The organism is Moorena sp. SIO4A1 (genome assembly GCF_010672065.1).
GTDB lineage: Bacteria > Cyanobacteriota > Cyanobacteriia > Cyanobacteriales > Coleofasciculaceae > Moorena.
Map to the genome: position 1 here is coordinate 1 of NZ_JAAHHX010000059.1, position 25,757 is coordinate 25,757.

21 protein-coding genes and 1 pseudogene are annotated in these 25,757 nt (G+C 43.0%); 14 read left to right on the plus strand and 8 right to left on the minus strand.

Going from position 1 to position 25,757, the window contains the following annotated elements; genetic code table 11:
- The first annotated feature begins 268 nt into the window (after positions 1-268).
- Positions 269-895, plus strand: a complete 627-nt coding sequence (locus tag F6K53_RS27815; RefSeq protein ID WP_293082881.1) for a class I SAM-dependent methyltransferase — start codon at positions 269-271, stop codon at positions 893-895.
- A gap of 1,008 nt (positions 896-1,903) precedes the next feature.
- On the opposite strand, the gene F6K53_RS27820 is transcribed toward F6K53_RS27815, so the two are convergent.
- The 3 genes and pseudogenes from F6K53_RS27820 to F6K53_RS27830 all read right to left on the minus strand — a co-directional run.
- Positions 1,904-3,400: a radical SAM protein gene (locus F6K53_RS27820; protein ID WP_293082884.1), complete on the minus strand. Its 1,497-nt coding sequence runs from the start codon at positions 3,398-3,400 to the stop codon at positions 1,904-1,906.
- Between the two features lie 78 nt (positions 3,401-3,478).
- Entirely contained in the window at positions 3,479-5,014 is a 1,536-nt protein-coding gene (locus tag F6K53_RS27825) for a radical SAM protein (RefSeq protein ID WP_293082886.1), read from the minus strand.
- Between the two features lie 309 nt (positions 5,015-5,323).
- Positions 5,324-5,540, minus strand: a pseudogene (locus tag F6K53_RS27830) (IS4 family transposase); the annotation flags it as partial.
- A gap of 405 nt (positions 5,541-5,945) precedes the next feature.
- Between F6K53_RS27830 and egtD the strand changes: the two are divergent.
- Complete coding sequence (egtD, locus tag F6K53_RS27835) at positions 5,946-6,977, plus strand: L-histidine N(alpha)-methyltransferase (RefSeq protein WP_293082889.1); 1,032 nt, start codon at positions 5,946-5,948, stop codon at positions 6,975-6,977.
- A 74-nt stretch (positions 6,978-7,051) separates the two neighbouring features.
- Here egtD and F6K53_RS27840 read toward each other — a convergent pair whose 3' ends face one another.
- Complete coding sequence (locus F6K53_RS27840; protein WP_366511371.1) at positions 7,052-7,168, minus strand: hypothetical protein; 117 nt, start codon at positions 7,166-7,168, stop codon at positions 7,052-7,054.
- Positions 7,169-7,237: 69 nt separating this feature from the next.
- On the opposite strand from F6K53_RS27840, the gene ovoA reads away from it, so the two are divergent.
- The 6 genes from ovoA to F6K53_RS27870 all read left to right on the plus strand — a co-directional run bounded on the left by ovoA (position 7,238) and on the right by F6K53_RS27870 (position 14,525).
- Positions 7,238-8,590 (plus strand): 5-histidylcysteine sulfoxide synthase, encoded by a 1,353-nt coding sequence (gene ovoA / locus F6K53_RS27845; RefSeq protein WP_293082895.1) that lies wholly within the window; start codon positions 7,238-7,240, stop codon positions 8,588-8,590.
- The gene (locus F6K53_RS27850) at positions 8,587-8,808 is read left to right on the plus strand and encodes a hypothetical protein (protein ID WP_293082897.1); all 222 of its coding nucleotides are present in this window, start codon (positions 8,587-8,589) and stop codon (positions 8,806-8,808) included. The genes ovoA and F6K53_RS27850 overlap by 4 nt, the downstream gene beginning before the upstream one ends.
- A 1,685-nt stretch (positions 8,809-10,493) precedes the next feature.
- Positions 10,494-11,642 (plus strand): choloylglycine hydrolase family protein, encoded by a 1,149-nt coding sequence (locus F6K53_RS27855; protein ID WP_293070945.1) that lies wholly within the window; start codon positions 10,494-10,496, stop codon positions 11,640-11,642.
- Positions 11,643-12,273: 631 nt separating this feature from the next.
- Entirely contained in the window at positions 12,274-12,654 is a 381-nt protein-coding gene (locus F6K53_RS27860; protein WP_293042374.1) for a gamma-butyrobetaine hydroxylase-like domain-containing protein, read from the plus strand.
- Positions 12,655-12,666: 12 nt separating this feature from the next.
- Complete coding sequence (locus F6K53_RS27865; protein ID WP_293042407.1) at positions 12,667-13,395, plus strand: TauD/TfdA family dioxygenase; 729 nt, start codon at positions 12,667-12,669, stop codon at positions 13,393-13,395.
- Between the two features lie 914 nt (positions 13,396-14,309).
- Positions 14,310-14,525 (plus strand): hypothetical protein, encoded by a 216-nt coding sequence (locus F6K53_RS27870; RefSeq protein WP_293070943.1) that lies wholly within the window; start codon positions 14,310-14,312, stop codon positions 14,523-14,525.
- 98 nt (positions 14,526-14,623) lie between these two features.
- Here F6K53_RS27870 and F6K53_RS27875 read toward each other — a convergent pair whose 3' ends face one another.
- Entirely contained in the window at positions 14,624-15,214 is a 591-nt protein-coding gene (locus tag F6K53_RS27875; protein WP_293042386.1) for a DUF4126 domain-containing protein, read from the minus strand.
- A 142-nt stretch (positions 15,215-15,356) separates the two neighbouring features.
- Between F6K53_RS27875 and F6K53_RS27880 the strand changes: the two genes are divergently transcribed.
- The 4 genes from F6K53_RS27880 to F6K53_RS27895 all read left to right on the plus strand — a co-directional run bounded on the left by F6K53_RS27880 (position 15,357) and on the right by F6K53_RS27895 (position 20,820).
- Positions 15,357-16,640: a Glu/Leu/Phe/Val dehydrogenase gene (locus tag F6K53_RS27880; RefSeq protein WP_293070953.1), complete on the plus strand. Its 1,284-nt coding sequence runs from the start codon at positions 15,357-15,359 to the stop codon at positions 16,638-16,640.
- Positions 16,641-16,671: 31 nt separating this feature from the next.
- Positions 16,672-16,794: a hypothetical protein gene (locus F6K53_RS27885; protein WP_293070941.1), complete on the plus strand. Its 123-nt coding sequence runs from the start codon at positions 16,672-16,674 to the stop codon at positions 16,792-16,794.
- 168 nt (positions 16,795-16,962) lie between these two features.
- Entirely contained in the window at positions 16,963-18,234 is a 1,272-nt protein-coding gene (locus F6K53_RS27890; protein WP_293070939.1) for a transposase, read from the plus strand.
- A gap of 504 nt (positions 18,235-18,738) precedes the next feature.
- Entirely contained in the window at positions 18,739-20,820 is a 2,082-nt protein-coding gene (locus F6K53_RS27895; protein WP_293070937.1) for an ABC transporter ATP-binding protein, read from the plus strand.
- 627 nt (positions 20,821-21,447) lie between these two features.
- Here the strand turns inward: F6K53_RS27895 and F6K53_RS27900 are convergent.
- Positions 21,448-22,074 carry a PD-(D/E)XK nuclease family transposase gene (locus F6K53_RS27900; RefSeq protein WP_293023895.1) on the minus strand — a complete coding sequence of 209 codons (627 nt, stop codon included), beginning with the start codon at positions 22,072-22,074 and terminating at the stop codon, positions 21,448-21,450.
- 367 nt (positions 22,075-22,441) lie between these two features.
- Between F6K53_RS27900 and F6K53_RS27905 the strand changes: the two genes are divergently transcribed.
- Both F6K53_RS27905 and F6K53_RS27910 read left to right on the plus strand, forming a co-directional pair.
- The gene (locus F6K53_RS27905) at positions 22,442-22,750 is read left to right on the plus strand and encodes a hypothetical protein (RefSeq protein WP_293070935.1); all 309 of its coding nucleotides are present in this window, start codon (positions 22,442-22,444) and stop codon (positions 22,748-22,750) included.
- Between the two features lie 38 nt (positions 22,751-22,788).
- Positions 22,789-22,947, plus strand: coding sequence for a hypothetical protein (locus F6K53_RS27910; protein WP_293023899.1), 159 nt, complete (start codon positions 22,789-22,791; stop codon positions 22,945-22,947).
- 187 nt (positions 22,948-23,134) lie between these two features.
- On the opposite strand, the gene F6K53_RS27915 is transcribed toward F6K53_RS27910, so the two are convergent.
- On the minus strand, positions 23,135-23,725 hold the full coding sequence (locus tag F6K53_RS27915) for a hypothetical protein (RefSeq protein ID WP_293070933.1): 591 nt from the start codon (positions 23,723-23,725) through the stop codon (positions 23,135-23,137).
- Between the two features lie 258 nt (positions 23,726-23,983).
- Entirely contained in the window at positions 23,984-25,675 is a 1,692-nt protein-coding gene (locus F6K53_RS27920; RefSeq protein WP_293042401.1) for an iron uptake porin, read from the minus strand.
- Between the last annotated feature and the right edge of the window lie 82 nt (positions 25,676-25,757).

The following is a 25,757-nucleotide window of genomic DNA, read 5'->3' on the forward strand; positions in this document are numbered from 1 at the left end:
ACTTTTTTCAGAAACTTAAGCAATACAGGGCAATAGCAACTCGCGCTTGATAAAACTGCTCGTAATTTTTTGGGAGCCATTCATCTCGCCGCTTCTGTCATCTGGCTTAACTGACGACATGCCCTAGTTCGGTTGATTGGGTTCAGGGATTGCTCTAAGCAATCGCTATATGGGTGTTTACCTATTTTACAGCTTAAAGTGCGGAATTTAGGTTATGATTAAAGATAGGTGCAGTATTTGATTTTGCAAAAACTTATAATTGTTTAAAATGAACTTAGAAGATAGACAAAAAGAGATATATAGTTCTAACAATTGTCAAGAATTGACTGACTATTATAAGAAATGGGCAAAAGACTACGACCAAGACTTAGTAAATGAATGTAACTATGTAGCTCCCCAGAAAGTAGTGGAAGTATTATCGCCGTTGGTTTCCGAAGATGCCAGGATTTTGGATGCTGGTGCTGGTACAGGTTTGGTAGGAGAAATTTTATACCAGAATGGCTACTCTAATCTAGAGGGGATGGATATTTCAAGCGAAATGTTAGAGCAGGCACGTAAAAAGAATGTCTATACTGCGCTCTACCAAAAAGTTATGGGTGAACCCCTTGACTTTCCCTCAGACTCCTTTGATGCCATTATCAGTGTTGGTGTGTTTACCTATGGACATGCCCCCAGCAGCTCTTTTGACGAACTGGTCCGCATTACTAAGCCTGGAGGATACATTATTTTTACCTTGCGTCTTGATTTTTATCAGAACAGCGATTTTAAGCAAAAGTTGACTGCATTAGAAGAGTTGGGCCAGTGGAAGTTAGTAGAAATTGGTGATCAGTTCTCACCCCTATCCACAGCTAAACCTGATGGTTATTATCGGATCTGGGTATATCAGGTTAGGTAGTCATTTGTGCGATTCAAGCGTACCTAATAAACAGGGGAAACGCATCTAATCGCTAGAAACTAGCTCAAAAAAGCGTTTGAATGACTCTAAAATTTTAGCTGACCTTAAAATTTTGACGGGAACAGATAAAACTGGTATAATATTTGTATCGCTTATACAAAGAGTAAGTATTGTTTTAGATAATTAATATATATTGACAGCATAATATAAAGCTAGATATTTTAGTCTAAACCGATGGCAAATTGCCAAACGCCATTTAGTCAGTAAATTGACTTATTAACTAAAACTTAAACACCTAAAACTTTGAGGAGATAATCGTTATCCCATCCAGCTTTTTTTCATTTAGTTTTAATTCCCGTTGTTTCTGTACTTTCTTGTTTGAATAAATTCAGAGCTATGTCTTGATGCAGTCGCTCATGGTTTTGGGTCTGTGTGCGGAACCTGCGTCCGCACCTTGTAAGCCCCGTGGAAACCACGGCAGTCGCTTATTGGGGGGGGATCCCCAAGACCGCGCTGCATCGCTTTTATTAATTTATACTAATTTATCATAAGCTGTTGCGCATTTAAATTGGGGATTATTCAGTTATAAAAAAACGTCAAACCCTCTCCCCTGCTCCTCATAAGGGTAGGTTTTTTACAAAGACCTCAGGTGTGGGGTGTGGGGTGTGGGGTGTGGGGTGTGGGGGATAAGAAAATATACCATTATTGTCGTTAAAAATCATCATTGTCTTGATGGAACTGCCGGGTTTCCCCCACTCGCGCTCTGGATAAAGACAATATTTCCCCCACTCGTGCTCCGGATAAAGACAATAAAAGTACGTACTCGCCCCTTTGTAAAAAACCTACCCCTGTGAGCTCCCCTGCTCCCCTGCCCCCTTGCTCCCTTGCTGCCAGAACAATTCAATTTAAATGAAGACCAGCTTAGCCACCCTAGGAGAGCCCTAATAACTAGGAGAGCCCTAATAAATTATCTCCGTTAGACCTAGTAGCTGACAGACAGACCACTGGTTAACGAGGTGCTGTTCTGCCCTGAGGCATTGACTGTATTTCCCAAGCATCTGTAAGGTGGCGGAACATACTTGATTGAAAATCTGAAACTTCTTGATAGCTCATGTGATGAGTATCTGCACAACTCGTCCAGAAATTACCGCGAATCGTGGGATCTTCAAAACGCAATAATCCCGACTTTAACAGATTTTGCTCTTGCGGTGTTCCTGTAAGGGGAATTAGACAAAGAGGCATAACAAAAAGAACAAGAGAAGGGTTGATTGCTTTGAGTTTTTGTTTAAGTTCCGACACTGCTTCTTCAAGATAGAGTAAGCTATCGCGGTCATCATCAGGTAGCCCGATAATAAAACCATAGGAAATAATCGGGACACCAGCCCGTACAACAGCACTTACCATGTCACAGTGTTGCTGCCACGGTAACAACTTTTTGTAAGCTTGACGGTTGGCAAAGGGTCTTTCAGCGGGGATGTAAGTCATATAGCAGCCTGTCTTGCCATCCCAACCCCACATTGCTTCTACCAGTTCTTCATCTGGAAGTAAATCCTCTGGAGTGCGCTCCCGTCCACGTCCTCTTGTGGCTTTTTTCAGTTCAATACCATTGTCCCAGGAAACTGGCAAATTCATATCCCGCAATCCTTGGGTAATATCGAGAACTTCTTGCCGTCCTTCGTCTCCAAAGATCACCCGACCCAGGAATTGGTCGGAGTCAGAGACGACACTCCTTGCCCCAGCTTCTTTTTGACGGGCAGCCCATTCCAAGGCTCGTTGGGGAGTCATGCGCAAGTAACCTGAGCCATAGGTCGGGGTTTGGCAAAAGTCACAGGTGCGATCGCATCCGAGGTCAAACATAACAGCGCCGGTTGGCACTAGAGAGGAATTATTAAAGTCACCTCCCCCACCTAAACAAGCCTTGGCAATAGAAGGGGATGGAAGTGGCCAATCCTGTGGGTGCAAGGGATGACGGCGTCTAGGATATTGAGTACCATCAGCAAATAAGACTCCAGATAGTTCTTCTCGTTGGGGCTGTCCCAACACATAGTCAAAAATTGCCCAGTTTGCAGCGCCTGATTTATCTTTTACCACAGCCGTTGCACCAGCATCTAAATAGAGTCGGGGTTGAGCTATAACATCTGAACCTCCGACTATAATTGGTTTGCCTCCTTTTGCTAGATGCTTTATTACTGCAATAGCTAGCTCCCGATGGATGGTAAAATTACTGGTTACCCCCCAAGCATCACAAGTATAGGGATCGACCGAACTAATTTTTCCTCCATACGCAATCTTCCGCAGGGTCATCCCCTTCCAATTTACTTGTCCAAACTCTTCCTGATCAGTAGCATCTTTAAGATTCAACAATTCCACCTCAAATCCCCCTGCTTCTAGATTGGACATTAGGATTTGCTTGCTGATTAGAGGATGTTTGTTATGGTCTGTCCAATCAATGCCGTCAGGGTCTAATAATTTCAGGTGTGGTAACTCTACTAATCCTATTTTCATAATTTCAAATGAATTATAATTTCTTGAAAAAGTCGTGAAATAAAGCCGTTATCTTGAATCAACAATTGTCTTGATTAATTAACTGATAGAAGCCATCTTGGTCAAACCTCCATGATAGTTTATCAATTTAGATTCTGCTTTTCCAATTTGAACTAGACGAAATTGCCACTCAGAAATATCCTCGTAGCTCAGGAAGCGTGTGTCACAACTGGGTGTCCAGAACCCACCAACTATAGAAGGATCGTCAAAGCGCAATAAACCAGACTTGCGGATGTTTTCCCCTTGGGGTGTTCCTGGTATAGGGGAAATGGAATAGCAAGCAACTTGAAATTCCAGGTCTGGGTTAATTTCTCTGAGTTGTTGATGAAGTTCTAAGACTGCTTCCTCAAGGCGGAGTAAACTTTCGTGACTGTCATCGGGAAATCCAATGATCACACCATAGACAATAACGGGAAGACCAGCCCGAACGATCGCCTGCATCATCTCACAATGCTGTTGCCAGGGGAGAAGTTTGCTATAGGATTCTCTGCCAAAAACTGGACGTTCGGCGGGAATGTAACCTAGAAAACCGCCAACCTTGCCATCCCATCCCCAAAGGGCTTCTATCAGTTCTTCGTCAGGTGTGAGGTCTGTATGGTCATAGTTGCGTCCCCTGCCTAAAGTCGCTTTCCTCAGTTCCAAACCATTAGGCCACAAAAGTGGCATTCCCATCTCTCTTGCGCCTTTTGTAATCTCTAGAACCTCTTCTCGACCTCCTGGAAACAGAACGCGACCGAGGAATTGATCGGAACCCATAACTACACACTTTGCACCAGCTTCCTTCTGACGAGCAATCCAATTGAGGGTCGTTTGCGGTGACATTCGGCGATAGCCTGAGGTGTAAGTTGGAGTCTGGCAGAAGTCACATTTGCGATCGCATCCGATGTCAGGATATACGGACCCTATAGGTACGAGTTGTTCTACAAAAGGTTCTTCCGAGTATTCTTCCCCTAAACATTGCCTGGCTAATTCCACTGAGGGTAAGGCCCACTCCTCTGGACTCATCGCTTTAGTACGGGTTGGATGATAACTCCCATCCGCTAAGATTACACCCGTCAGCTTTTCTCGTGGAGTAAGTCCTAGTACATAGTCTAAAATCGGCCAATTGGCTGCACCAGATTTATCAATTACGATGGCTGTTGCACCTGCATCCAGGTAGTTACGGGGTTCGGCAATGGCATCGGAACCGCCAACTACAACTGGTTTTCCTTTACTGGCTAGATGGGCGATCGCCAGACAGCTGACTTGGCGCTCTTGAGTGTAGTTAACTGTCACCCCCCAAGCATCATAAGCTTCTGGATCTATATCCAGAATCCTCTGCCCGACATAGGTCTTAGTCAGATTCATGCCTTTCCAAGTCACCTCTCCAAATGGTTCTTGACAATCACCATCTTTGAGATTGACCAATTGAGCATCGAAACCCCCCGCTTGCAGATCGGCTATCAAAACCTGCTTGCTGATTAGAGTGTTCTTTCTGTATAAGGCAGTCCAATTATTGCCGTCTGGGTCATATAATCCCAGGGCAGGTACTTCTACCAGTCCAATTGTTGGGGCTTTGTCAGATGTTAATGTCATAACAGTCTCCTATTAATCTTTGATATTTTGAGTAATCTAGAATTGTCTGAAGCTTGATTGTTGAGTTCTCCTCTCCGTTCAAGTGTTCATGCCATCTATTTTTTTTAGGTATTTAGCAATCTCAAAACCAGCATTTTGATAAACCTTGCGGCGGAACCAGTTACGACAGGAGCCAGGGGCATAGGTTCCTGTGCTTGCCCCTGGCCCGCCATAGCATTATATTATGATTAGTATCAGATCATGTTGAATGGCGCAAAAAAACTTTACATTTTGAGTTAATATTAACCCTATAAACTATAAATTACTATTTTAGCTTAACCAAATTATTTTTATAAACCAATCTACATAGCTAATTGATTGAGACATATCTGACTGAATATAACGAATTTTATCTAATGCTGTTTTTCCAAACTATTCAGGTATTTATAATTAGTTTTCATATCAAATAAGCGATTAAACAGCCATAAATATGAATTCGGATACCATTTTCATTTTTCGTGATTAATCTATCTAATTTTAAGTTCATCAATACAAGGCTCCCCCATCCTGCGGTTATGTCTTACGGGGGTTTCACCCACTCGCGCTTTGCATTAAGACGCCGTTTTTCATTTGTCAGACAACTCAACTTCTCAAAATTAGTGATGAATTCATTATCTTATATTTCGTGATCAAGTTAACCTGGCTTGTCAATATCACACTATTGCTTATTTGTCAATCTAATTTAGATTAATTTAGATAGATGGGTTTGCCCTGCCCTCAGAATCGACAAAGTATAGCTAAATCCCTGGGTTCGCTGTCCAAAGTAAAAGCTATTCAAAACTGGTAAAAATTATGGTACTCTTAACCGGTGCTAATCAGATCATGTCTTAATCAGTATAAATGTACTGTTTTTAGCAAACTGTTTTTGGCAAACTAAATTTAAAAGAGTATTATGTCAACAACTTTTAAAGAGACCACAAAGAATCTGAGATTCAGTGAGGATCGCCTACGAATTAACTATCTCGGGAGTGCCAACCTGCCTACTGCAACAGATGATGGCAAAGATATCATTGGAGGATTAACCCAAAGGCCGAAATGTTTGCCACCTCGTTACTTTTACGATCAAAAAGGCTCCCAATTATTTGAGCAAATCTGCGAGTTACCGGAATATTATCCCACCCGCACAGAAGCAGAAATTTTACAACAGTATGCTGTAGACGTTGCTCAATTGACGGGAGCTTGCGAATTGGTGGAACTGGGTAGTGGGAGTTCTACCAAGACTCGCTTGTTGTTGGATGCCTATGAAAGTCAGGGATATCCCTTGCGCTATGTTCCTATTGATGTGAGTGGGGAGATTCTTGAGGACAGTGCCAAGCAGCTGTTGCTGGATTATCCCAAGTTAAAGGTTCAGGGTCAGGTGGGAACCTATGAACACGCCCTGAGCCAATTAACTCCAACACCATTACCTAAGCGGATGGTTTTCTTTTTGGGTAGTAGCTTGGGGAATTTTGCTCCTGAACAGTGCGATCGCTTTTTTGAGCAAATCACAGGTTTACTAGCACCAGGAGATTACTTTTTGTTGGGCATTGACTTACAAAAACCGAAGGAGATTCTGGAAGCTGCCTATAACGATAGTCAGGGGGTGACTGGGGCATTTAACCTGAATATGCTAGCACATCTGAACTGGCGTTTCCAAGGAAATTTTGACCTCGATCGCTTTACCCATCAGGCGATTTATAATCAATCAGAAAGTCAGATTGAGATGTATTTACATTGCCAGGAAACCCATGTTGTGCGCTTAGCCAGCCTGGATTTAACGGTTGAGTTTCAAGCAGGAGAAAGCATGCTTACAGAAATTTCTCGCAAATTCAATGTAGAGCAGATGCAGCACTATCTAAACGGTCGGGGACTAAACACAGTTCAGGCTTGGACTGATACCAAGCAATGGTTTGGTTTACTCCTGTGTCAGATACAGACTGTGTAATCGACGTGTAAGCGATCAGCTATCAGCTTAAGCGCTACGCGCACGCTACGCGAACAGCTATCAGTTATCAGCTCTCAGTTATCAGCTAAAGGCTGACGGCTGACCACTGACGGCTGACCACTGACCGCTGACCGCTGACCACTGACTGCTGACCGCTGACCGCTGACTACTGACCGCTGACCGCTGACCACTGACCACTGACCGCTGACCGCTGAATATAGACACCCCTAAGTTTAAGAATAATATTTGGCACTCAAACCATGGATACTCTCGAATCTACTCAATTCCCTCGCCTTGACAGCTGCAGTCGCGAAACCATTATCAATTACTTTAAGAATTCATGGGAACTCGAAGATGTTCTGATGAAAAGTCTGGTTGGGGAAGAAACATTCTATATCAGTCCCGACCCCTTAAGAAATCGTCTGATTTTCTATTTGGGTCACTCGGCTGTCTTCTACATCAATAAATTCCTTGGGGTTGGGTTATTAGATAAACCGATTAATGCTAACTATGAAATCCTGTTTGAGATTGGTGTGGACCCGGAAACTCCTGAAGAACTCGATCAAGCAACCAAAGATATCCACTGGCCGACAGTGGAAGAGGTTTGGCGCTATCGAGATCAAGTGTATGGGGTGGTTATAGAAACTATCGAAAAGACTCCTCTGAATCTGCCAATTCATCAAAATCACCCTCTTTGGGCGCTGATGATGGGAATTGAACACAGTCGCACGCACTTTGAAACCTCTTCGATGCTGATCCGACAACTGCCTGTAGAGCGGCTTGAACGTCCTGAGAGCTGGAATTATGCTGTTTCTAATGACAAGGTTTCCAAGAATGAAATGCTCCAAGTTTCTGGGGGTTCGGTAGAACTTGGTAAACCAGAAGATTATCCTACCTATGGCTGGGATAGTGAATATGGCAATCGTTCGGTGGAGGTTAAACCGTTTTTAGCCAGTGAGTATCTGATTACCAACGGAGAATTTCTGGAGTTTATTAATGATAATGGCTACGATAATCCAGATTACTGGGATAAAGAATCCTGGACGTGGAAGACAATCTATAATATCAAGCACCCTAAATTCTGGATACCTACTAATAGTGGCTACAAGTATCGAGCCATGTTTGACGAGATTGACCTTCCTCTCGATTGGCCCGTTGAAGTTAATCACCATGAAGCCATGGCTTACTGTCGTTGGAAGGGGCAAGGGATTCGTTTGATGAGTGAAGCGGAGTGGAATCTTGCCACTGCTGGCAGGGATGAAAGTAGCACAAATTTCCAACAAGACCCCTTTGCGATACAGGATTACAATCTAAATCTCAAGTTTGGCTCACCTAGCCCAGTGGGTATGTTACAAACTGCTAAAAGTCCTGCTGGACTCTATGACCTGCGGGGGAATGTATGGGAGTGGCTCAGTGATGACTTCAAGCCGCTACCAGGATTCAAGCCCCATCGGCTCTATGAAGATTATTCTGCTCCCTTCTTTGATACCCAACATAACATGATGCTTGGTGGTGCTTGGGTGACTACTGGAACAGAAGCATCCACATTCTATCGTAACTGGTTCCGTCCCTACTTCTACCAACATGCTGGGTTTAGAATTGCTGCTTCTTGACATCCTCCCTCGGTAAATCGCCAAATATCAAAAAAATAGGACTTTTTGGTGATAAAACCGCTATTTTGGCCATTTTCTGGAATTACCCAAGCCAAAACCCCGTGTTTTTAAACCGGGTCAGAAGTTACCGCAAAAATAACGCACCGTCAGTAAAGCGTGATCAACTTGATGGTATACCTGATTTTCCGGCGTTGCTGAACCCAAAAATGGTATACTAAAAATAAAACCATGGAATGCCCTAGATGTCATAGCAATAAAACTCATAAATATGGTCATCAAAGAGGAAAACAAAGATATAAATGCAACGAATGTGGACGACAATTTATAGAGGTTAAAACTGAGCGTGGTTACGATGAAAAAACTAAATTGCTATGCTTAAAAATGTATCTAAATGGCATGGGCTTTAGAGCCATAGAAAGAGTGACTGGTGTTCACCATACCACCATAATAGGTTGGGTAAAAAAAATTAGTTTACGCTTAAAAGATGTATGTTGTTTCACGCTCATAAATCCCTGAAATTACTGAAATAGATGTGCTACAAACCTTTGTTAAAAAAAAACAAGGTTTGGGTGTGAGACGAAACCTTAGAGAGTGGTTTGAAGTTACCGTAAGAATAAAGAAGCCTTATTCCATGAGTTTTATCCCTTTTACCCATAGCCTTTCGCCTATAAAGGCTTCTTTATTCTAAGGTTTCATCTCCGGCCTTATTTCAGATAACTTCAAACTATTACCCATAACCTGTCTCTATAAAGGCCGGAGCTGAATCCTTGAGAAGGGTAGCCTTACTAAACAAGACTTAACCCTTTTACTCACAGCCGACCAACTATAAAGGCTACCCTTCTCTACGGAAACTTCTAGCCACTCTCTTACGGTAACTTCAAAGGACCGCAGCTAACAAGCGCTATCCCGGAATTTTAAACTTTATAGTTGGTGACCGGAGTTCGGAAACTTTTAAAAAGCTTTGGAAGAGCGTAAAGCGATGCAGCGCGGTCTTGGGGGTTTCCCCCGGAGACAAAACCTTAGATAGTGGAGCCTTTATAGTTAGCAGGTTATGCAGAAAAGGGTTAAATATTTTTTAATAAGGCTCCACTATCTTACGGTAAATTCAAACCATGAGCGACTGCATCAAGACAATGTTGGCATAGCTTTTGGTATGTTACTGATAAATATGTTGTCTATAAAATATTTCTTGATGATATTGATCATTTAACTAAGACAACTTATATGACTAGAATATAAAATGAAAATATGAGATTAAAACATTATTTGGCTAGACTACATCGACGCACTCTTTGCTATTCTAAATCATTAGAAATGTTGGAATTATAAATTAGGCTTCTTATTTATTATTGAAAATATCATAAAATCCCCCTTTCAGGTGAAACCATTTCATGATTCAGCAACGCCGATTTTACCACGACTGAGCACCCTGATTCGAGTGGAGTGGTGAACGTCGAATCTATCGGGCTTCTCTGATTGAAGTTTCCCACGAAACTCGCGCTCTTTGTTGCCTCATTTATCGATACGGCTGACGCTTTTGCCAAACGGATTCGAGGCTATTGGGGAGTGGAGAACAAAGTGCATTATGTCCGTATCGGTAACTAAAGGGGAAGATGCTTCACGGATTCGTACCCCACCTAGGCTTACAAATTTGGGCACTGGCACGCAACTTTGCCTCTGAATTTATATCGGGACAATGGTTTTCAAAATATGGCTCAAGCCCAGCGTCGGGCTGGCTTTAGCCTTAACACACTCAAAAACCTATTTAGAATGAAATAGCCCTGGGGAAGTAGGTTAGTCTAAACTTCAGTAGAATGGAAAAATTAGGCATAATTACTCGTTGCCTTCTTCACAGGAAAAAAAGTATAACTTATTGTGTACAGCATCAAAAATTAGCTGAGTGATGAAAAACATAAAATCAAGAGTGCTGACATTGGCTTTAGCCTTTATGTTTTGTTTAATTAGCCTAATGCCTGTTGCTTATGCTTGCACAGGTATCACCCTAACAGCAGAAGACGGTGCTATGGTCTATGGTCGAACACTGGAATGGGGTGTCTTTGATATAGAATCTCGAATATTGATCCTGCCCAGAGGCCACGAGTTTGTTACGGAACTCTCTAACGATAAGAATGTCCATTTGCCTGGTATACAGTGGACTGGCAAATATGGAGTAGTAGGAATAGATGGTCTAAATCAGCCAATTGTCTTTGATGGTATGAATGAAAAGGGATTAACTGCCGGAGTCTTTTATCATCCAGGTTTCGCTGAATATATAGATTATGATTCAATCATCGCAGACAAGTCAATGGCACCGACCGATGTTGCCAACTATCTTCTTTCCACCTGTGCCACATTAGATGATGTTCGTCAGGCAATAAACCAGATCGTAGTGGTCAACGTTGTTGAACCAGCTCTTGAGATACCTGCACCAATTCACTTGATGGTCAGCGATCCTTCGGGTGAACAGATCGTCATTGAATGGTTACAAGGCAAACCACAAATCTTTGATGCGGAACTAGGGGTTATTACTAACGCCCCAACATACGACTGGCATATCACTAATTTACGAAATTATGTCAATCTCTCTGCTGTAGCTCTTCCAGATCAGGAGATTGGCTCAATTAATTTTAGCCCATTAGGTAGCGGTAGTGGAATGATTGGGCTTCCAGGAGATTTTACACCTCCATCACGTTTGATCCGTGCTGTTGCTTTTACTCAAACTGCAAGACCAACCAGTGACGGACTTGAGACGATGTATGAATTGTTTCGTATACTTGATAATTTTAATGTTCCGCTCGGAGCATCCGAGGGATCTGAAGGTGAAGATCTAGACAAATCAGGTATGCGGAGTTCAACCCTTTGGACAACGGCTCAGGATCTCACAAACAAGGTAACCTATTACCATACTCAACACAACCGTCAAGTCCGCAAGATTGATGTTGGCAGCTTAGACTTTGAAACTATTAGTGATGTGCAGACGTTCCCCCTTGATCTGCAGAAGGAACAGAATATCGAGGATCGGACTCCTGGAAAGGAGAGCGTTTCATCCTAACTAGAGTTTAGATTAACCTATCCCCAAGACTTGTCCCCTGGAAGAACTGCTGGTAGTCCTAAATTTGATGCAATCGCTTCTTTTATTCAAGATACTGCGATTGCCGTATCTTGACACTGGAGTTTAGTAAATAGCTCCCAGGCTGTCTAGATAGGGCTTGCTGATTAACTCTCAAAGCATTGACAGATAAAGGTTTTAGCCTTGTTGGGTCGAAAAAAGTGCCAGCTTTTCGGTCGAAAAAGCTCAATAACTTAGCCTTTTGGGCAGACAAGAGCAGAAAAATCATCGGACTTGTCTTCCGACTACCTCCTATATAATTCCCATTTCTCCTAACTCCTGACTCCTAACTCCTGACTCCTACCAATACCAAAAGACTTTTTCAGCAAACCCTAGATAATTTACAGAATCTACTGATGATTACAAAAACCCTTGAATTACCACGTACACCGGATTTTAATACTTAGAGCTGATTCGTAAACTCGCACTAAACCTTGTAGGATAAGGCTTGCGCTAAAATAGAACAATTGAACTATTTAATACCGAAAAGACAATCATAGCAAGGCTTTCAGACTTCTTAAGATTTACTTTACGAATCAGCTCTTACCCATCACATCAGCTCATCACCCAGGCAGTGCTTTTAACTAATGGGGTGGAAGTAACTTGGGATGATGGGTTGAAGAGTCGTTTTCATACCCTTTGGCTACGGGATAATTGTGCTTCCGAACACTCTATTAAACTATCTACCCGCGAACCAATCTTTGAAATCGATGAAGTTGCCAAAAATCTCTCGATTGAATCGGTTTCTGTTGACGACAGTGGGTCTCTAGTAATTCACTGGCAGCCAGAAGATTACATCAGTCGTTACCATCCCGGTTGGTTGCGCCACTATGCCTACGACCTAGAGGGAGAATTGACTCCACTAGTTCAATTTGAGCGCAAGCTTTGGGATCGGGAATCTTTGGGAGCAGTTTCTACCTTTGATGGTCCTACTGTGCTCACCAACCCAGAATAAAGCGCCGCCTGGATTCGAGCAATTTACACAACCGGATTGGGTTTACTGCGGAATCTGCCACCGGAACAACAATCGAGTGCTGACGTGGCTGCCCTAATTGGGTCACTACGCAATTCTAGTTTCGGTTTATTTTTCCATGTCCGTGCTGATATAAACAGACCTCTAGCTGATAGTGTAGCTTACACAAATATTGCCTTACCATTACATACCGATTTGGCAACTCGTGAGTTACAGCCAGGTGTACAAATGCTATTTTGCCTAACGAATGATGCTGAGGGTGAGAAGAATGTTTTTGTGGATGCATTTCGGGTGGCAGAGGATTTGCGTCAGTCAGAGCCAGAAGTCTTTCGCAATTTGTGTGAAACGATTTGGGAATGGAAGTATAGTACCAATGAAGAAGATTATCGTGTCGAAGGACCAATGATTGTCCTTGATCGCTATAATCAGATTCGTGAAGTACGGAGCATTACCTCCCAACGAGGTACGTTACAAGTGCCCTACAATCAGGTCGATGCCTGCTATAACGCTCTGCTTACCTGGTACCGACGTGTCAAAGAAAGTCGCTATCAAGTCCGCTTCAAACTACAACCAGGGGATTTAATCGCCTTTGACAATCGTCGTATCCTTCATTCCCGTACCCACTTTAATCTCAACAGTGGATCGCGGTATCTAATTGGCTGTTATGTAGATACAGATGACTTAATGTCTAAAATGCGAGTTCTCAGCCGAGGGCAAGGTTAAATGTTAAGATTTATTTTTAATAAAAAGCACAATACTATCAGCAATAAAAATGAGTATAACAGATAGAGTCAGTAAAGTTTACAGTTCTAAAAATAATCAATAAATTATCGCGAACTATGACATATGGGCTGAGGAGTATGATCATGATTTTACTGGTTATGGCGACTACGTATCACTACAAAAAATTGCCGAGATTGCTCTCAAGCGCATCCCTGTGCAAAAATTTTAGATGCTGCGGCAGGAACAGGCTTGGTTGGTCAAAGGCTCTACCAGGAAGGCTACCGTCACTTAGTTGCTATTGATCTGTCCCAGTAAATTTGAATAAAGCGCGTCAAAAAAATGTCTATAGGGAGTTATATCAGCAAGTTTTGGTAGAGCATTTAGACTTCTAATCGAATTCATTTGATGCCAATATCAATGTTGGATTATTTACTTATAATCATGCTCCCAGTCATGCTTTTGATGAGTTAATTCGCATTACTAAACCAGAAGGTTATATAATTTTAATGCGCCCTGATTTTTACGAAAGCAGCCAAGATTTTAAAGCAAAGATGGCTAACTTAGAGTCATCAGATCAATGGCAATTAATCGAGCGCGGGGATAAATATTATTCCCACCCTAATACTAAGCAGAAGACTCCTGTATAAATCTGGACCTATCAGGTTCAATAAATTTAAGCATTAATATAGCAATCCTAAATCATTCATTTGTCAACTAAGTGTACTTTTTAAAAACTAGCTCCAACTCTTTTCACTTCTGCCTTCTGCCTTCTGCCTTCTTCTTTAAAGCAGCCCATTTCTTTCACGAATCAGATAGGATTGCTATAGATACTGAAGTCCAGCCAATAAAACTTCATGGCAGCGGACGAGGACTATTAGAATAGAAAAGTACGCTCGACTTGACCGGAGTGTTTTATGGTTTCATCAGAACTAATCTCGACCTTGAGAGAACTGAGTCGCTCAGACAAGTTCTATATCATACAGATTCTGATTTCGGAACTAGCCCAACAAGAAACGGATTTAATTAAACCTGACCAGTCTTACCAAGTCTGGTCGCCTTATGATGCGGTTGAGGCAGCGGATACAATGTTAAAAGTGCTACAGGCTGTCAAAGCTCAAGATCATGGGTAATCCTGAACGATATCCAAAAGACCTAAAAACGGCTCTGCCAAGAGACCCTCACCAACCACGAATATAGCGCAGGAATTCTCGCCTAAAAGTTATCCGCGTCAGTCAGGATTCTGGTCATGGCTTTGATCACTGATACGGGAACGCTTACCTCGAAAATACCAACGATACCAATGCTTAGCACTGCGAATGGCTAACCACAGTAGCAGTAAAGCGATTAATCCTCCTTGTTCAGGAGCATCAAAAGCCAAAATTATCAAAACTACGCACAGAAAATCCTGAAGAAACACTACCCACAGAGGTAAGCCACGCAAACGGTAGAACCATCCCACTTGAACTAACTGGAGTACAAAGGCTAATAAGCCGCCGACAATACCCACCACCCAGACAAATCCCGTTAGTTCTTCAGCAAACTGAGTCACAGCAATACCAAGAATTGCCCCTACTAGAGGACTTAAAAGTAGCTGAACTATTTGCAAGACTCGCTGTCCTAATAGATTTTTGGAGGCAAATAGCTCCACCAATGACCAAATTGTCAAGATAGTCAGCAAGACTGGGGGATGAATCTGTGACAGTAACGGTACCTTCGACCAGAGTTGGTCACTGTGGAGCAAACCAATCACCAACAGGGGCAGGGCAATTCTCATTCCTGCCGCAGCGGAAGCTGAGAGGGCGGCGAGGAGTGCAATCATGAGCGTCGTGAGTTTGGCAAGAGGTTTAGTCTAAACCAGTAAAGCTTAGCATAATGTAACAAAATATACACTTTTTCTGTGATTAAATTAAATAACCAGGACTGGGTAAATGGTAAATTTTGTTAGCTGGAGAAATAAGGCCATGTCTGAGTCATTATTTGCTGATGCCAGTAAACGATTGCATAAATCACTGAAATATGTGTCAATTTCGGAGGATGCGATCGCACGCTTAAAATATCCCAAATCTAGTTTGAGCGTTTCCATCCCAGTCCGCATGGATGATGGCTCGTTACAGATGTTTCAGGGCTATCGGGTTCGCTATGACACCACCAGGGGACCAGCAAAAGGGGGAGTGCGCTACCATCCCAATGTTTGTTTAGATGAAGTCCAATCCTTAGCCTTTTGGATGACCTTTAAATGTGCTACCTTAAATTTGCCTTTCGGGGGTGGCAAAGGGGGAATTACTCTAAATCCTAAAGCCTTATCGAAGCTGGAGTTGGAACGGTTAAGTCGTGGTTACATCGATGCGATCGCAGATTTCATTGGGCCTGATATTGACATTCTCGCTCCCGACGTTTACACCAACTCCATGATTATGGGTTGGATGATGGATCAATACAGCGTCATTCGCCGTCAAATCAGTCCAGGGGTCGTCACAGGTAAACCCTTGGCCTTGGGAGGAAGTATTGGTCGCGATACCGCTACCGCCACTGGCGCGTTTTTTGTGATTGAATCCATTTTGCCCAAATTTGACCAACTGCCTCAAAATACCACCGTAGCCGTGCAAGGATTTGGTAATGCTGGTGCTGTGATAGCGCAACTGTTAGCTAAAGCTGGTTATAAAGTTGTGGCTGTCAGTGATTCTCAAGGGGGTATTTATGCCAAAAAAGGCTTAGATATTCCTAGTATTCGCCAATATAAAACATCGAGTCAAGGCATTAAAGCCGTTTACTGTAAAGGTAGCGTTTGCAATATTGTTGAGCATGAAGTCATTACTAATCAAGACCTTTTAGCCTTAGATGTGGATGTCTTGATTCCTGCTGCTTTGGAAAATCAAATCACTGAAGAAAACGTTGATAATATCAGAGCAAACTATATCTTTGAAGTAGCGAATGGACCAGTAACCTCGACAGCTGACAATCGTTTGGAAGAAAAAGGCATCTATGTTTTTCCTGACATTTTGGTTAATGCTGGAGGTGTCACCGTTAGCTATTTTGAATGGTTACAAAACCGGAGTGGACACTATTGGAAGCTCGATGAAGTCCATCAGCGTCTGAAAGAGAAAATGGTGGAAGAAACCGAAACAATTTGGTCACTTTCTCAGGAGCTAGCGGTTTCCATGCGCACAGCTGCTTATGTTCATGCTTTGAATCGCCTGGGAGACTCCCTGGATGCTAAAGGAACTAGAGATTATTATTGTAAATAAATCCGAAAGGGGTGCATCTCCTAAAAGCTGTTTGAGCTGGTGGGTGGAATGGGCATCTTGGTGGAACGGGCATCTTGGTGGAACGGGCATCTTGGTGGAACGGGCATCTTGCCCATTTCATTCCCGGACAGAATGTGCCAACACTGGCTACTAATAAAATCAGGGTGAGCGGCTTCCTAACCTACCCTACGCCACATTTACCTTAAATGTCGGAATTCATCTCCCGCCATAATCTCTGATTTGGCGGTGAGATGAATTCCGACCAATAAAAAAGAATGCAGTATCTATGTTTATCAGGGTTTGTTTATGATAAAATTTTATCATGATTGTACGCGAAGCTAAATTATTAAACGGTTCTCAGTCTCAATATGCAAGACTTGACTCAGCTATAAGGACTGCACAGTTCATTAGGAATAAGGCAGTTAGACTATGGCTAGACGAGCCAGATGTGGACAAATCTCGTATCTCTCGTTTATGCAAAGAGTTAGCCCAACAATTCCCTTTTGCTAAAAAGCTTAACTCAATGGCTCGTCAAGCTTCAGGAGAAAGGGCTTGGAATTCAATATCTAGCTTCTATCGTCGTTGTCGTGAAGGAGCCAAAAACAAAGGTTATCCTCAGTTCAAAAAGTATTCTCGATCAGTTGAGTATAAAACCTCTGGCTGGAAACTTTCAGAGGACTGTTTAACCATTAATTTCACTGATGGATTTAAAGCGGGTCGGTTTTCTCTATTCTGTAATCATCAAACCAGAGAGGACTTATTCAGACTTAAAATTAACCGGGTACGAGTGGTTAGACGGGCTGATGGATATTATGCTCAATTCTGCTTTGATGCCAGTCGCTTTGAAGCGGGAAACTATACTGGAAATGTTGTCGGTATTGACTTAGGGTTGAAGTATTTCTACAAAGACCAAAATGACAATTCTGCCATCTATCCCAAGTATTTAAGACAAGCTGAGAAGCGGATTAAGAAACTACAGCGGCGGCTGTCAAGAAAGTTTTTCAAAGGCAAGAAGCCTCAATCAAACAACTACCACAAAGCCAGAATTAGACTGGGTAAAGCACATTTGAAGGTTCAAAGGCAGCGTAAAGACTGGGCAGTGAAGTTAGCTCGGTGCGTAGTCCACTCTAACGATGTGGTTGTCTATGAAGACCTCAAGATACAAAACATGGTCAGAAATCATCACTTGGCTAAGTCAATTTCTGATGCTTCGTGGTATCAATTCACTCAATGGTTAGACTATTTTGGGAAAGTTTGGGATAAAACAGTGATTGCTGTTGCACCGAATTATACATCTCAAGATTGTTCACATTGTGGTCATCGAGTGAAGAAATCTCTCAGCACTAGAACTCATCAATGTCCTAAATGCCAGACAGAAATTTGCCGTGATACAAATGCAGCATTAAACATTTTAAAGAAGGGCATGAAGATTCTAGGCATTGAGTGGAATACAGGTACTGAAGGGCATTCAGGAACCTCCGAGTATTCGGGAACGCTTGAGGAGACTACCACCTCTGCTGTAGATGGGCAACCTGAAACAGTAAGTGGTGTCGCTGAGTCAAGAATCACTGTTTGTGAGAATCCCGCGCTGTAATCTCTGATTCAGCGCCGGGAGTATGTCAATATAGCATTTCCAAATATATCATAAAAACTTATCACCAATCTAGTGATAAATCATGATCAAATATTTAATGGTTTGCTAATTATAACGTTTGAGACTTTTATAATTTTAGGAAGGGCGTTATCTAGTTAGCGATCGCATACAGCCCAGCAGAGCATATCGCCAACTTTTACAGACAACGATCAAAGGTTAATTTTCCCTCTGGTAGAGAAATGCAAATTACCAAATAGCAATCACAGCAAGACCTTGGTGATTTAATTAAAAATTATCAACAAATCCTTGACAAACCTCTTTTATTCAAAAGCACCTCAAATACCGTGCGCTATGGACATAAGCTGAATACTTACTTCCCAGGTAGCAGCCAGATCGATCTGATTGAAGATAGAAAACAGCTGATAGCTGACGTAGGGAGTAAACCCTAGAGTCAAGTTTTGTATGATTTAAGTTAAGTCTGCTAACTTAATCCTCTTGAATGCCATGACTGACAATGTTCTTGACGTCCGTAATCTGAAAGTCCAATTCCAAACCGATGTAAAACAGGTCACAGCCGTTGACAGCATTGACTTTCAACTGCGTCGAGGACAAACCCTAGGAATTGTGGGGGAGTCAGGTTCTGGGAAATCAGTCACGTCTTTGGCCATAATGGGTTTGATCCCCTATCCTGGTAAGGTTACCAATGGCGAGATTTATTTCCGACCCTCAACTCGGGAAAAAGGGGTGGATTTACTAGGGGTGAGTCCTGATCAAAAACAGTCCTACCGGGGTGGTCAAATCTCGATGATTTTTCAAGAACCGATGACCTCCCTTAACCCAGTTTATACCTGTGGGTTTCAACTGACAGAAGCAATTCTGCAACACCAGGATGTTTCCCTAAAAGAAGCAAGGCGTCAAGCCATGGCTCGTCTTCAAGAGGTCAAGCTACTCCCTAGCGACCAACAATTGAGGGAGACTTTTCTAGAGGAATTCCGTCGGGAGAACCCTGGTCAAGCTATACCGGGGGAACGGCTAATTAATCGTCACATTAACCAGCAAAAACGGGAAATATTAAAGCGCTATCCCCATGAACTGTCTGGTGGTCAATTGCAGCGGGTCATGATTGCGATCGCAATTTCTTGTAACCCTGATGTGTTGATTGCTGATGAACCCACTACTGCTCTCGATGTTACCGTACAGGCAACCATTCTGGATTTGCTCAGGGAGTTACGGGATACCCGAGGGATGTCCATGATTTTTATTACCCACGACTTAGGCGTGATTGCGGAAATTGCTGACAGCGTAGCGGTGATGTACCAAGGCAAAATTGTGGAAAGGGGTGATGTCTGGAAAATTTTCTCTGAACCAAACCATCCCTACACCAAGGGATTATTAGCCTGTCGCCCAACTCTCGACCAAACTATAACATACCTACCGACTGTTTCTGACTTCATGGAGGTGGTAACTACTCCTAGTGGAGAACAGGTGATCCGAGAAAAATCAAAAGGGTTGAATGTTGACCGGTTCCAGCTTCAAACTTCCTCAGATAACCTACCCTACGGGAACGCTAAAGGCGAACAACCTTCAAGCTTCCAACCTTCAACCTCCCAACCTTCAACCAAACAACCTTCAACCAAACAACCTTGGCCAAAAGGCCACGCTACGCGAACAACCTTCAACCAAACAACTACACCACCATTAGTTTCGGTGCGTAACTTACAGGTAGGCTTTCCCATTCGAGGCGTATTTGGCGGGACGAAACGCTATCTGATGGCAGTGAATGGAGTATCCTTTGATGTTTATCCTAGTGAAACCTTGGGCTTAGTGGGAGAATCCGGTTGTGGCAAATCTACCTTAGCACGAACATTGCTGCGCTTGATTGAACCAATGGGTGGAGAAGTAAACTTTGATGGTCAAGAAATTACCAAAATCAAGGGTATGGGTTTGCGGCAACTACGCCGTGAAATGCAAATTGTGTTTCAGAATCCCTTTAGTTCCCTCGACCCACGACTGAAGATTGGAGAAGCAGTGATGGAACCCCTATTGATTCATGATGTTGGGGGTAATAGTAAGGAAAAACGCGATCGCGTGGCTGAGTTGTTGGAGCGAGTGGATTTAAATCCTGACTGGATGAATCGCTATCCTCACGAATTTTCTGGAGGTCAGCGCCAGCGGGTATGTATTGCTAGGGCACTCGCTCTTAATCCTAAGTTTATCATTTGTGATGAATCCGTTTCTGCTCTAGATGTTTCCGTACAGGCACAGGTTCTGAATTTGCTGAAACAATTGCAGGAGGATTTCGGCTTAACCTATATCTTCATTTCCCATGACTTGAGTGTAGTCAAATTCATGAGCGATCGCATTATGGTAATGAACCAGGGCAAAATTGAAGAAATTGGTCCCGCTGACAATATTTATCGAGAACCGAAACAGGATTATACTCGTCAGCTGATTGCTTCTATTCCCACTGGTACTCTTGATCGGATTCAACAGCAGCAACACAGACGACAAGCTATGGAAATACCTGAGATTAGTGATCCATGGTCTGTTAATTCTGAGATTAGTGATCCATGGTCTGTTAATTAAGGGAAAGGTGATTTTTTTTAATTCAAAATGCTAAATAAAAATTCAAAATTACATAAGCTATCAGCTATCAGCGTGTCGCGTATCAGCTATCAGTATCGAAGTCTGTGCCACGAGTCATGGAATTTTCCCCAGACTCTCAATTCTCATGAATCTGGAATTATTAAATTATCTCGTTCTAGGTTTATTTTAAGCACCTCAAGTAGCGTGAGCTAAAAGCTCACGGCTGACGGCTTACAAAATTACTAGCCTTATAATTTTGAATTGTTGACAACGGATACAAGCCCCTGAATTCATTTCGGGGGTATTTTTTAATTTTGAATTGATAATTTATGGAGTTTAGACTATAGCGGTTTTTAGCCTAATGAGGTACACATTATTTTTTACCTGTTCCCTCTTCACCTCCTGGGAGGGTTTAGGGGTGGGTTAATCTTCCCTGTTACCTGTTCCCTAAAACCAGTAAATCTGTACCTCACATAATTGAAAAACGCTATAAACTACTTCAAGGACTTGCCCCCTAGTTCATCAGCTTGTAGGGTGGGCAAAAACAGTTTGGTTATTTTGAGTATTTTAGATAATAGAACTTTGCACACCCTACTTTAATTAGTATTTTTTTGACTATAGCTACTTTTAGTTAGAGTGCTCTTGCAGCCAGTTGAGTAAGTCATCACTGGTCTGAAAATCCCAGATGGCTTCTGATAAACCTTCTAGGTCTTGGTGGGTCAAGGCTTCGATTAATGCCAAGGCATTAGTTGTGAGTTTACCAAAACGGCTCTCAAGCAGTCGCAATAGTAAATTTCTTTCCCCTTCTTCTCGTCCTTCTCTTTTCGCGAAACTCAATGCACCTCGCGCGTCCTCCAAAGCCATCTCCTGTTTGCGGAGTTTTTCCACTTCTGAGACATTCAACCCCGCTTGATTTGCTATAGTTAAGGCTTTTTCTAGCTGTGGGATTTCCCTGAGCTGGTCAGGAATAATTTCTAAGTTGGGCGCTTCTTTGATAAAATAGATCCACTTATCTATCACACTTTCCAACTCTTCCAGTTGCTTAGTAAATTTCGGAAGTTCCACAAACACCAGCTTGTCTTTTAAATCCACTACATCCCCAGCACTATAGGGGTCAATAATTTCTAAATCCTGGATGACCGAGTTACCGGAGTAGATCATGGCATTTAGGAAAGAAATCAGAATATCCTTACTCTGATCTGAGCCAAAGATTTTCTTGAAAGCAAAGTCAGTTTTCGGGCTGATGAATCTCATGGTTTTACCGGGTTACAAGGTTTATATAGGGAGGAGGGAGTAGGGAGGAGGGAGTAGGGAATAGGGGGAATATAGCGCTACGCGCAAGGCAATTCGTGTGTTCACAACCCAGATACAAACGCTAAGTACCTGGACAAAAATAAACCTCACTTCTTGATGCAAAGCGCGAGTGGGGGAAACCCCCTGTTCCGAAGCTGCATCGCTGTATTAACTTGTGTAAAGTTGCCAAAAGTCCGTCTGCTCCCTGCTCCGAAGTCCCTGCTCCCTATTTCAACAGTTAATTTTACTTGTGTCCTACTACTTATATATCATAGTAACATAGGTAAAAGAGTTTACATTATGGGTTTAACTCCAGGATAATCTGATCATGAACAAGCAATTATTTTCTATAATTAAAATAACATCTATTATTTTGATTACTTGCGCTTTATGTCTAGAAATTTGGTATATTTATTTACAGCTAAATGATGGCTCTATACCAAGTAACCTCTATTCTGCATTGTGGCTAGCAAGTATCGCTTTAATCTCCCATTTTATTGAAGGTTTAATCGCTGCTTTTAAAGCTGACAGTTGTGATAAAAATCCTATAACCTATGGCATTTATACGTTTTTTGTCGGGTTTGTTGGATTGTGGGAATTATTTAATCCAACTTCAGAAAGTTCTAGTTATAAATAAACCGTTGTACTGGCTTATTCCCCGATCTCAAGAAAAAAATGATTAGTGTAACTGACCACTTAGAATTAAGCGACCGTATTTTAGCAAGAGCCATATCCACAGGGCAAACGCATCTTAAGATATGGGATGATGCACCTTGGCTGCATCATCCCATATCTTACGAACTAGGGCGCTCTAGCGGACGCGATCGCGAATAGTGCCCTTTTTCCCGACAGGTGGTGCTCGCGCCGCTAAGCTTGAGGTGGTTATAGGTAAAGATCGGGTGTTGCTGAATCAAGAAATGCCTTATAATTATATATAAGATGGGGTTCTTATAGTAATCTTGCCCCCCACACTCCCGACTCCCGACTCCCGACTCCCGACTCCCTTCTTATTAATACTCACCTACCGTGCCCGTAATTCTGTTTCTAGTTTCCCTAAATCCTCTTTCAGGAAAACCGTAAGTTGTCCAATGAAAGCCTTGCCGCTATCATTTTGGGTTATTTCTATCCAATAGCCGTATTGTTCTCCTAACAAAAGTTGACCCTGTTCAGCTGACCACAGTGGTAGGTTTTTTCGCCGTGATAAATCTAAGATTTCAGGAGTTGGATAGGTATATACAAACTGAGCGCTATTGTAATCTCGATAAATCTGTGGACCATAGACAGTGCGCAGAGATTCCTCCAGGCGTTCGAGGGTTACCCCATTAACTTGGTCATGGATAGCAATGCGTTCACTGCGAATCGTACTCCGGTCTTTTGGATAAGAGATGGTACCAGGAGGCAAGACCGTGGCTTGAAAGGTAAATCGTTCCCCAGCCGTATCACTTTTGCGAACTACTAAGCCATCTCCAATACCAGGCCGTAGAGTGGGGTGACCGTTAATCCATGCAGCAACTTGATCAGTTCTCTGACCAGGCAGGGCATTAACCGGATTGCCAGTTAGTGCGAATATAATGCCCAGTGATAGAAATGATCCTATTTTAATAACATTCATTGAGAGCACCTGTTAGCTGAGTTTTGGGTAAATCCTAGCATTTTGATACTCAAACAGAAAAACCCCGACCTCCAAAAGAAGTCGGGATGATTGTTACTAAAGAAAGATGGCTTTTAGAGCTGGTGGTGCGTTACGGGACAAGCTATCCCAACCCTGACTACCGTGAAAATGATGGCTAGCAGGTCCCTAACGCACCCTACGCACTATCTGCTGATAACTAACAGCTAATAGCTAATAGCAAACCCTAGAATCTATTACCTAGAATCTAAAGGTGGTACGGATGGCTCCGACCCAAATCGTATCATTGTCATCATCGTGATTAGGATTAAAAATCACGTAGGCTCCTGGAGTAATCGTGATGTTCTTGCTAATCGGGAATTTGTACTGTGCTTCAATCAGGTAAGAAGTATCATTATCTTCATCAGCACCATCAATTTCCGTAGCCTTAGGTGGCACACCTCCCGCAAAACTCAGCACAGCTCCCTCTTTGCCTAAATCCAGGAAAGACAGGTTAGCTGACCAAGTTAAGATTTCAGCATTGTCACCTTCTTCCACCGCACCATTATCATCTTCTGCGATCGCATCAACATAACCAAACCAACCGCCTAGGTGAATTTGTGAGCTCAGGCGAAGACTAGCTTGTGCTCCAAAGCGATTAGCAGAGGTAGCCGTCTCCCCAAAGGGTTGCTTGGCCAGGTCACTACCAGTGCTACCGGAAAGGTTGACATCCTCTCCTGGCTGGTAGCTACGGACGTAGGTCAAAGATATCTCCAAGTTATCAATCGGGGAAATACCCAATTGAGCGCCAGCGCTATAGGCACCATTGAACAATCCATCTCCCTCAGCAGGACTAGGCGCATCGCCATCATCAGCTAGATAAAGTAGTGATAGATTCAAGGCATCACTAAATTCATAGGTTAAACCGGCACCAGCCCCCTCTGGTCCGCGATGGGTTACAGGGTTACGGCGGACAAACCGCGATAAGCCACCAGTGCCACTGCTTTCCAGGAAGGGGTTTATCGGGTCAAAAGGGTCATCCAAGGCAAGCCCAGATGTTCCCACATAAGCCGTGGTTTTTGTACCAATGGGGAAACGGTAGAACACGTCAGGAATTTCAACATCGTTGCCACTATCCGCATCATGACCCAAACGAGCCATGTCCGTACCGGTCACATCACTGAGTTGAGTAAAGTTTCCTGCCTCCAAACGAATTCTCAACCGGTCTTTCCCGGTGAAGCTGGTATTTAAGTTCAAACGTACCCGGTTGCTTAAGGTAATGTTTTCATCAATATCATTCCCACTACCATCAGCTTGTTCATCCCCAAAGGCACCAGCGAAGGTAAAGATCACCTCCCCTTGTAGTTTGGTGGTAGTTGAGAACTGATGGTCTTCTAGGAAAGCCACCCGACCTTCTAAGTTATCCACCCGTGCCCCTAGGGTAGCCAATTCGGATTCAAACTCTTGAATCAGCCGTTGCAGGGTTTCCAGGTCCTCCCGGGTAATAAAATCCGCCGTGCTCGCCGCAATTAACCGCTCAATCTGGTTCAAGCAAGCATTCAAACCAGCCGCAAATTCATAACGGGTAGTTGCCCGGTTTCCACGGAATGTGCGGTTAGGATAACCAGCGATACAACCATAGCGTTCTACCAGAGAGCGCAGAGCTTCATAGGCCCAGTCACCAGGAGATACGTCCCGCAGTTGGGAAACACTGGTGACCTGGTCGATGGAATCGACATCCGTGCCCTCGTTGTTGTAGATATTGATTTGTTTTAAAATTTCCGAGTTAGACTCACTGGTAGCCTGGGCAACGGTTAGATCTTGTGGAGCCAGTTGAGTTTCAGTAGAAGATGCCTCAAGGCTGGGAGCACCATAGGCACTGTTAGCGACCAGCAGTGAAGCCCCTAGCAAAGCGGGGCTATATTTGATCGTATTCCAAAAAATTGTTGACATGATTTCTCAATCAACCTCACACCTAGTAGACGACACGATTTGACTCAACTGAGTCCGCAATTTTTTCCTTATAACCACTAAA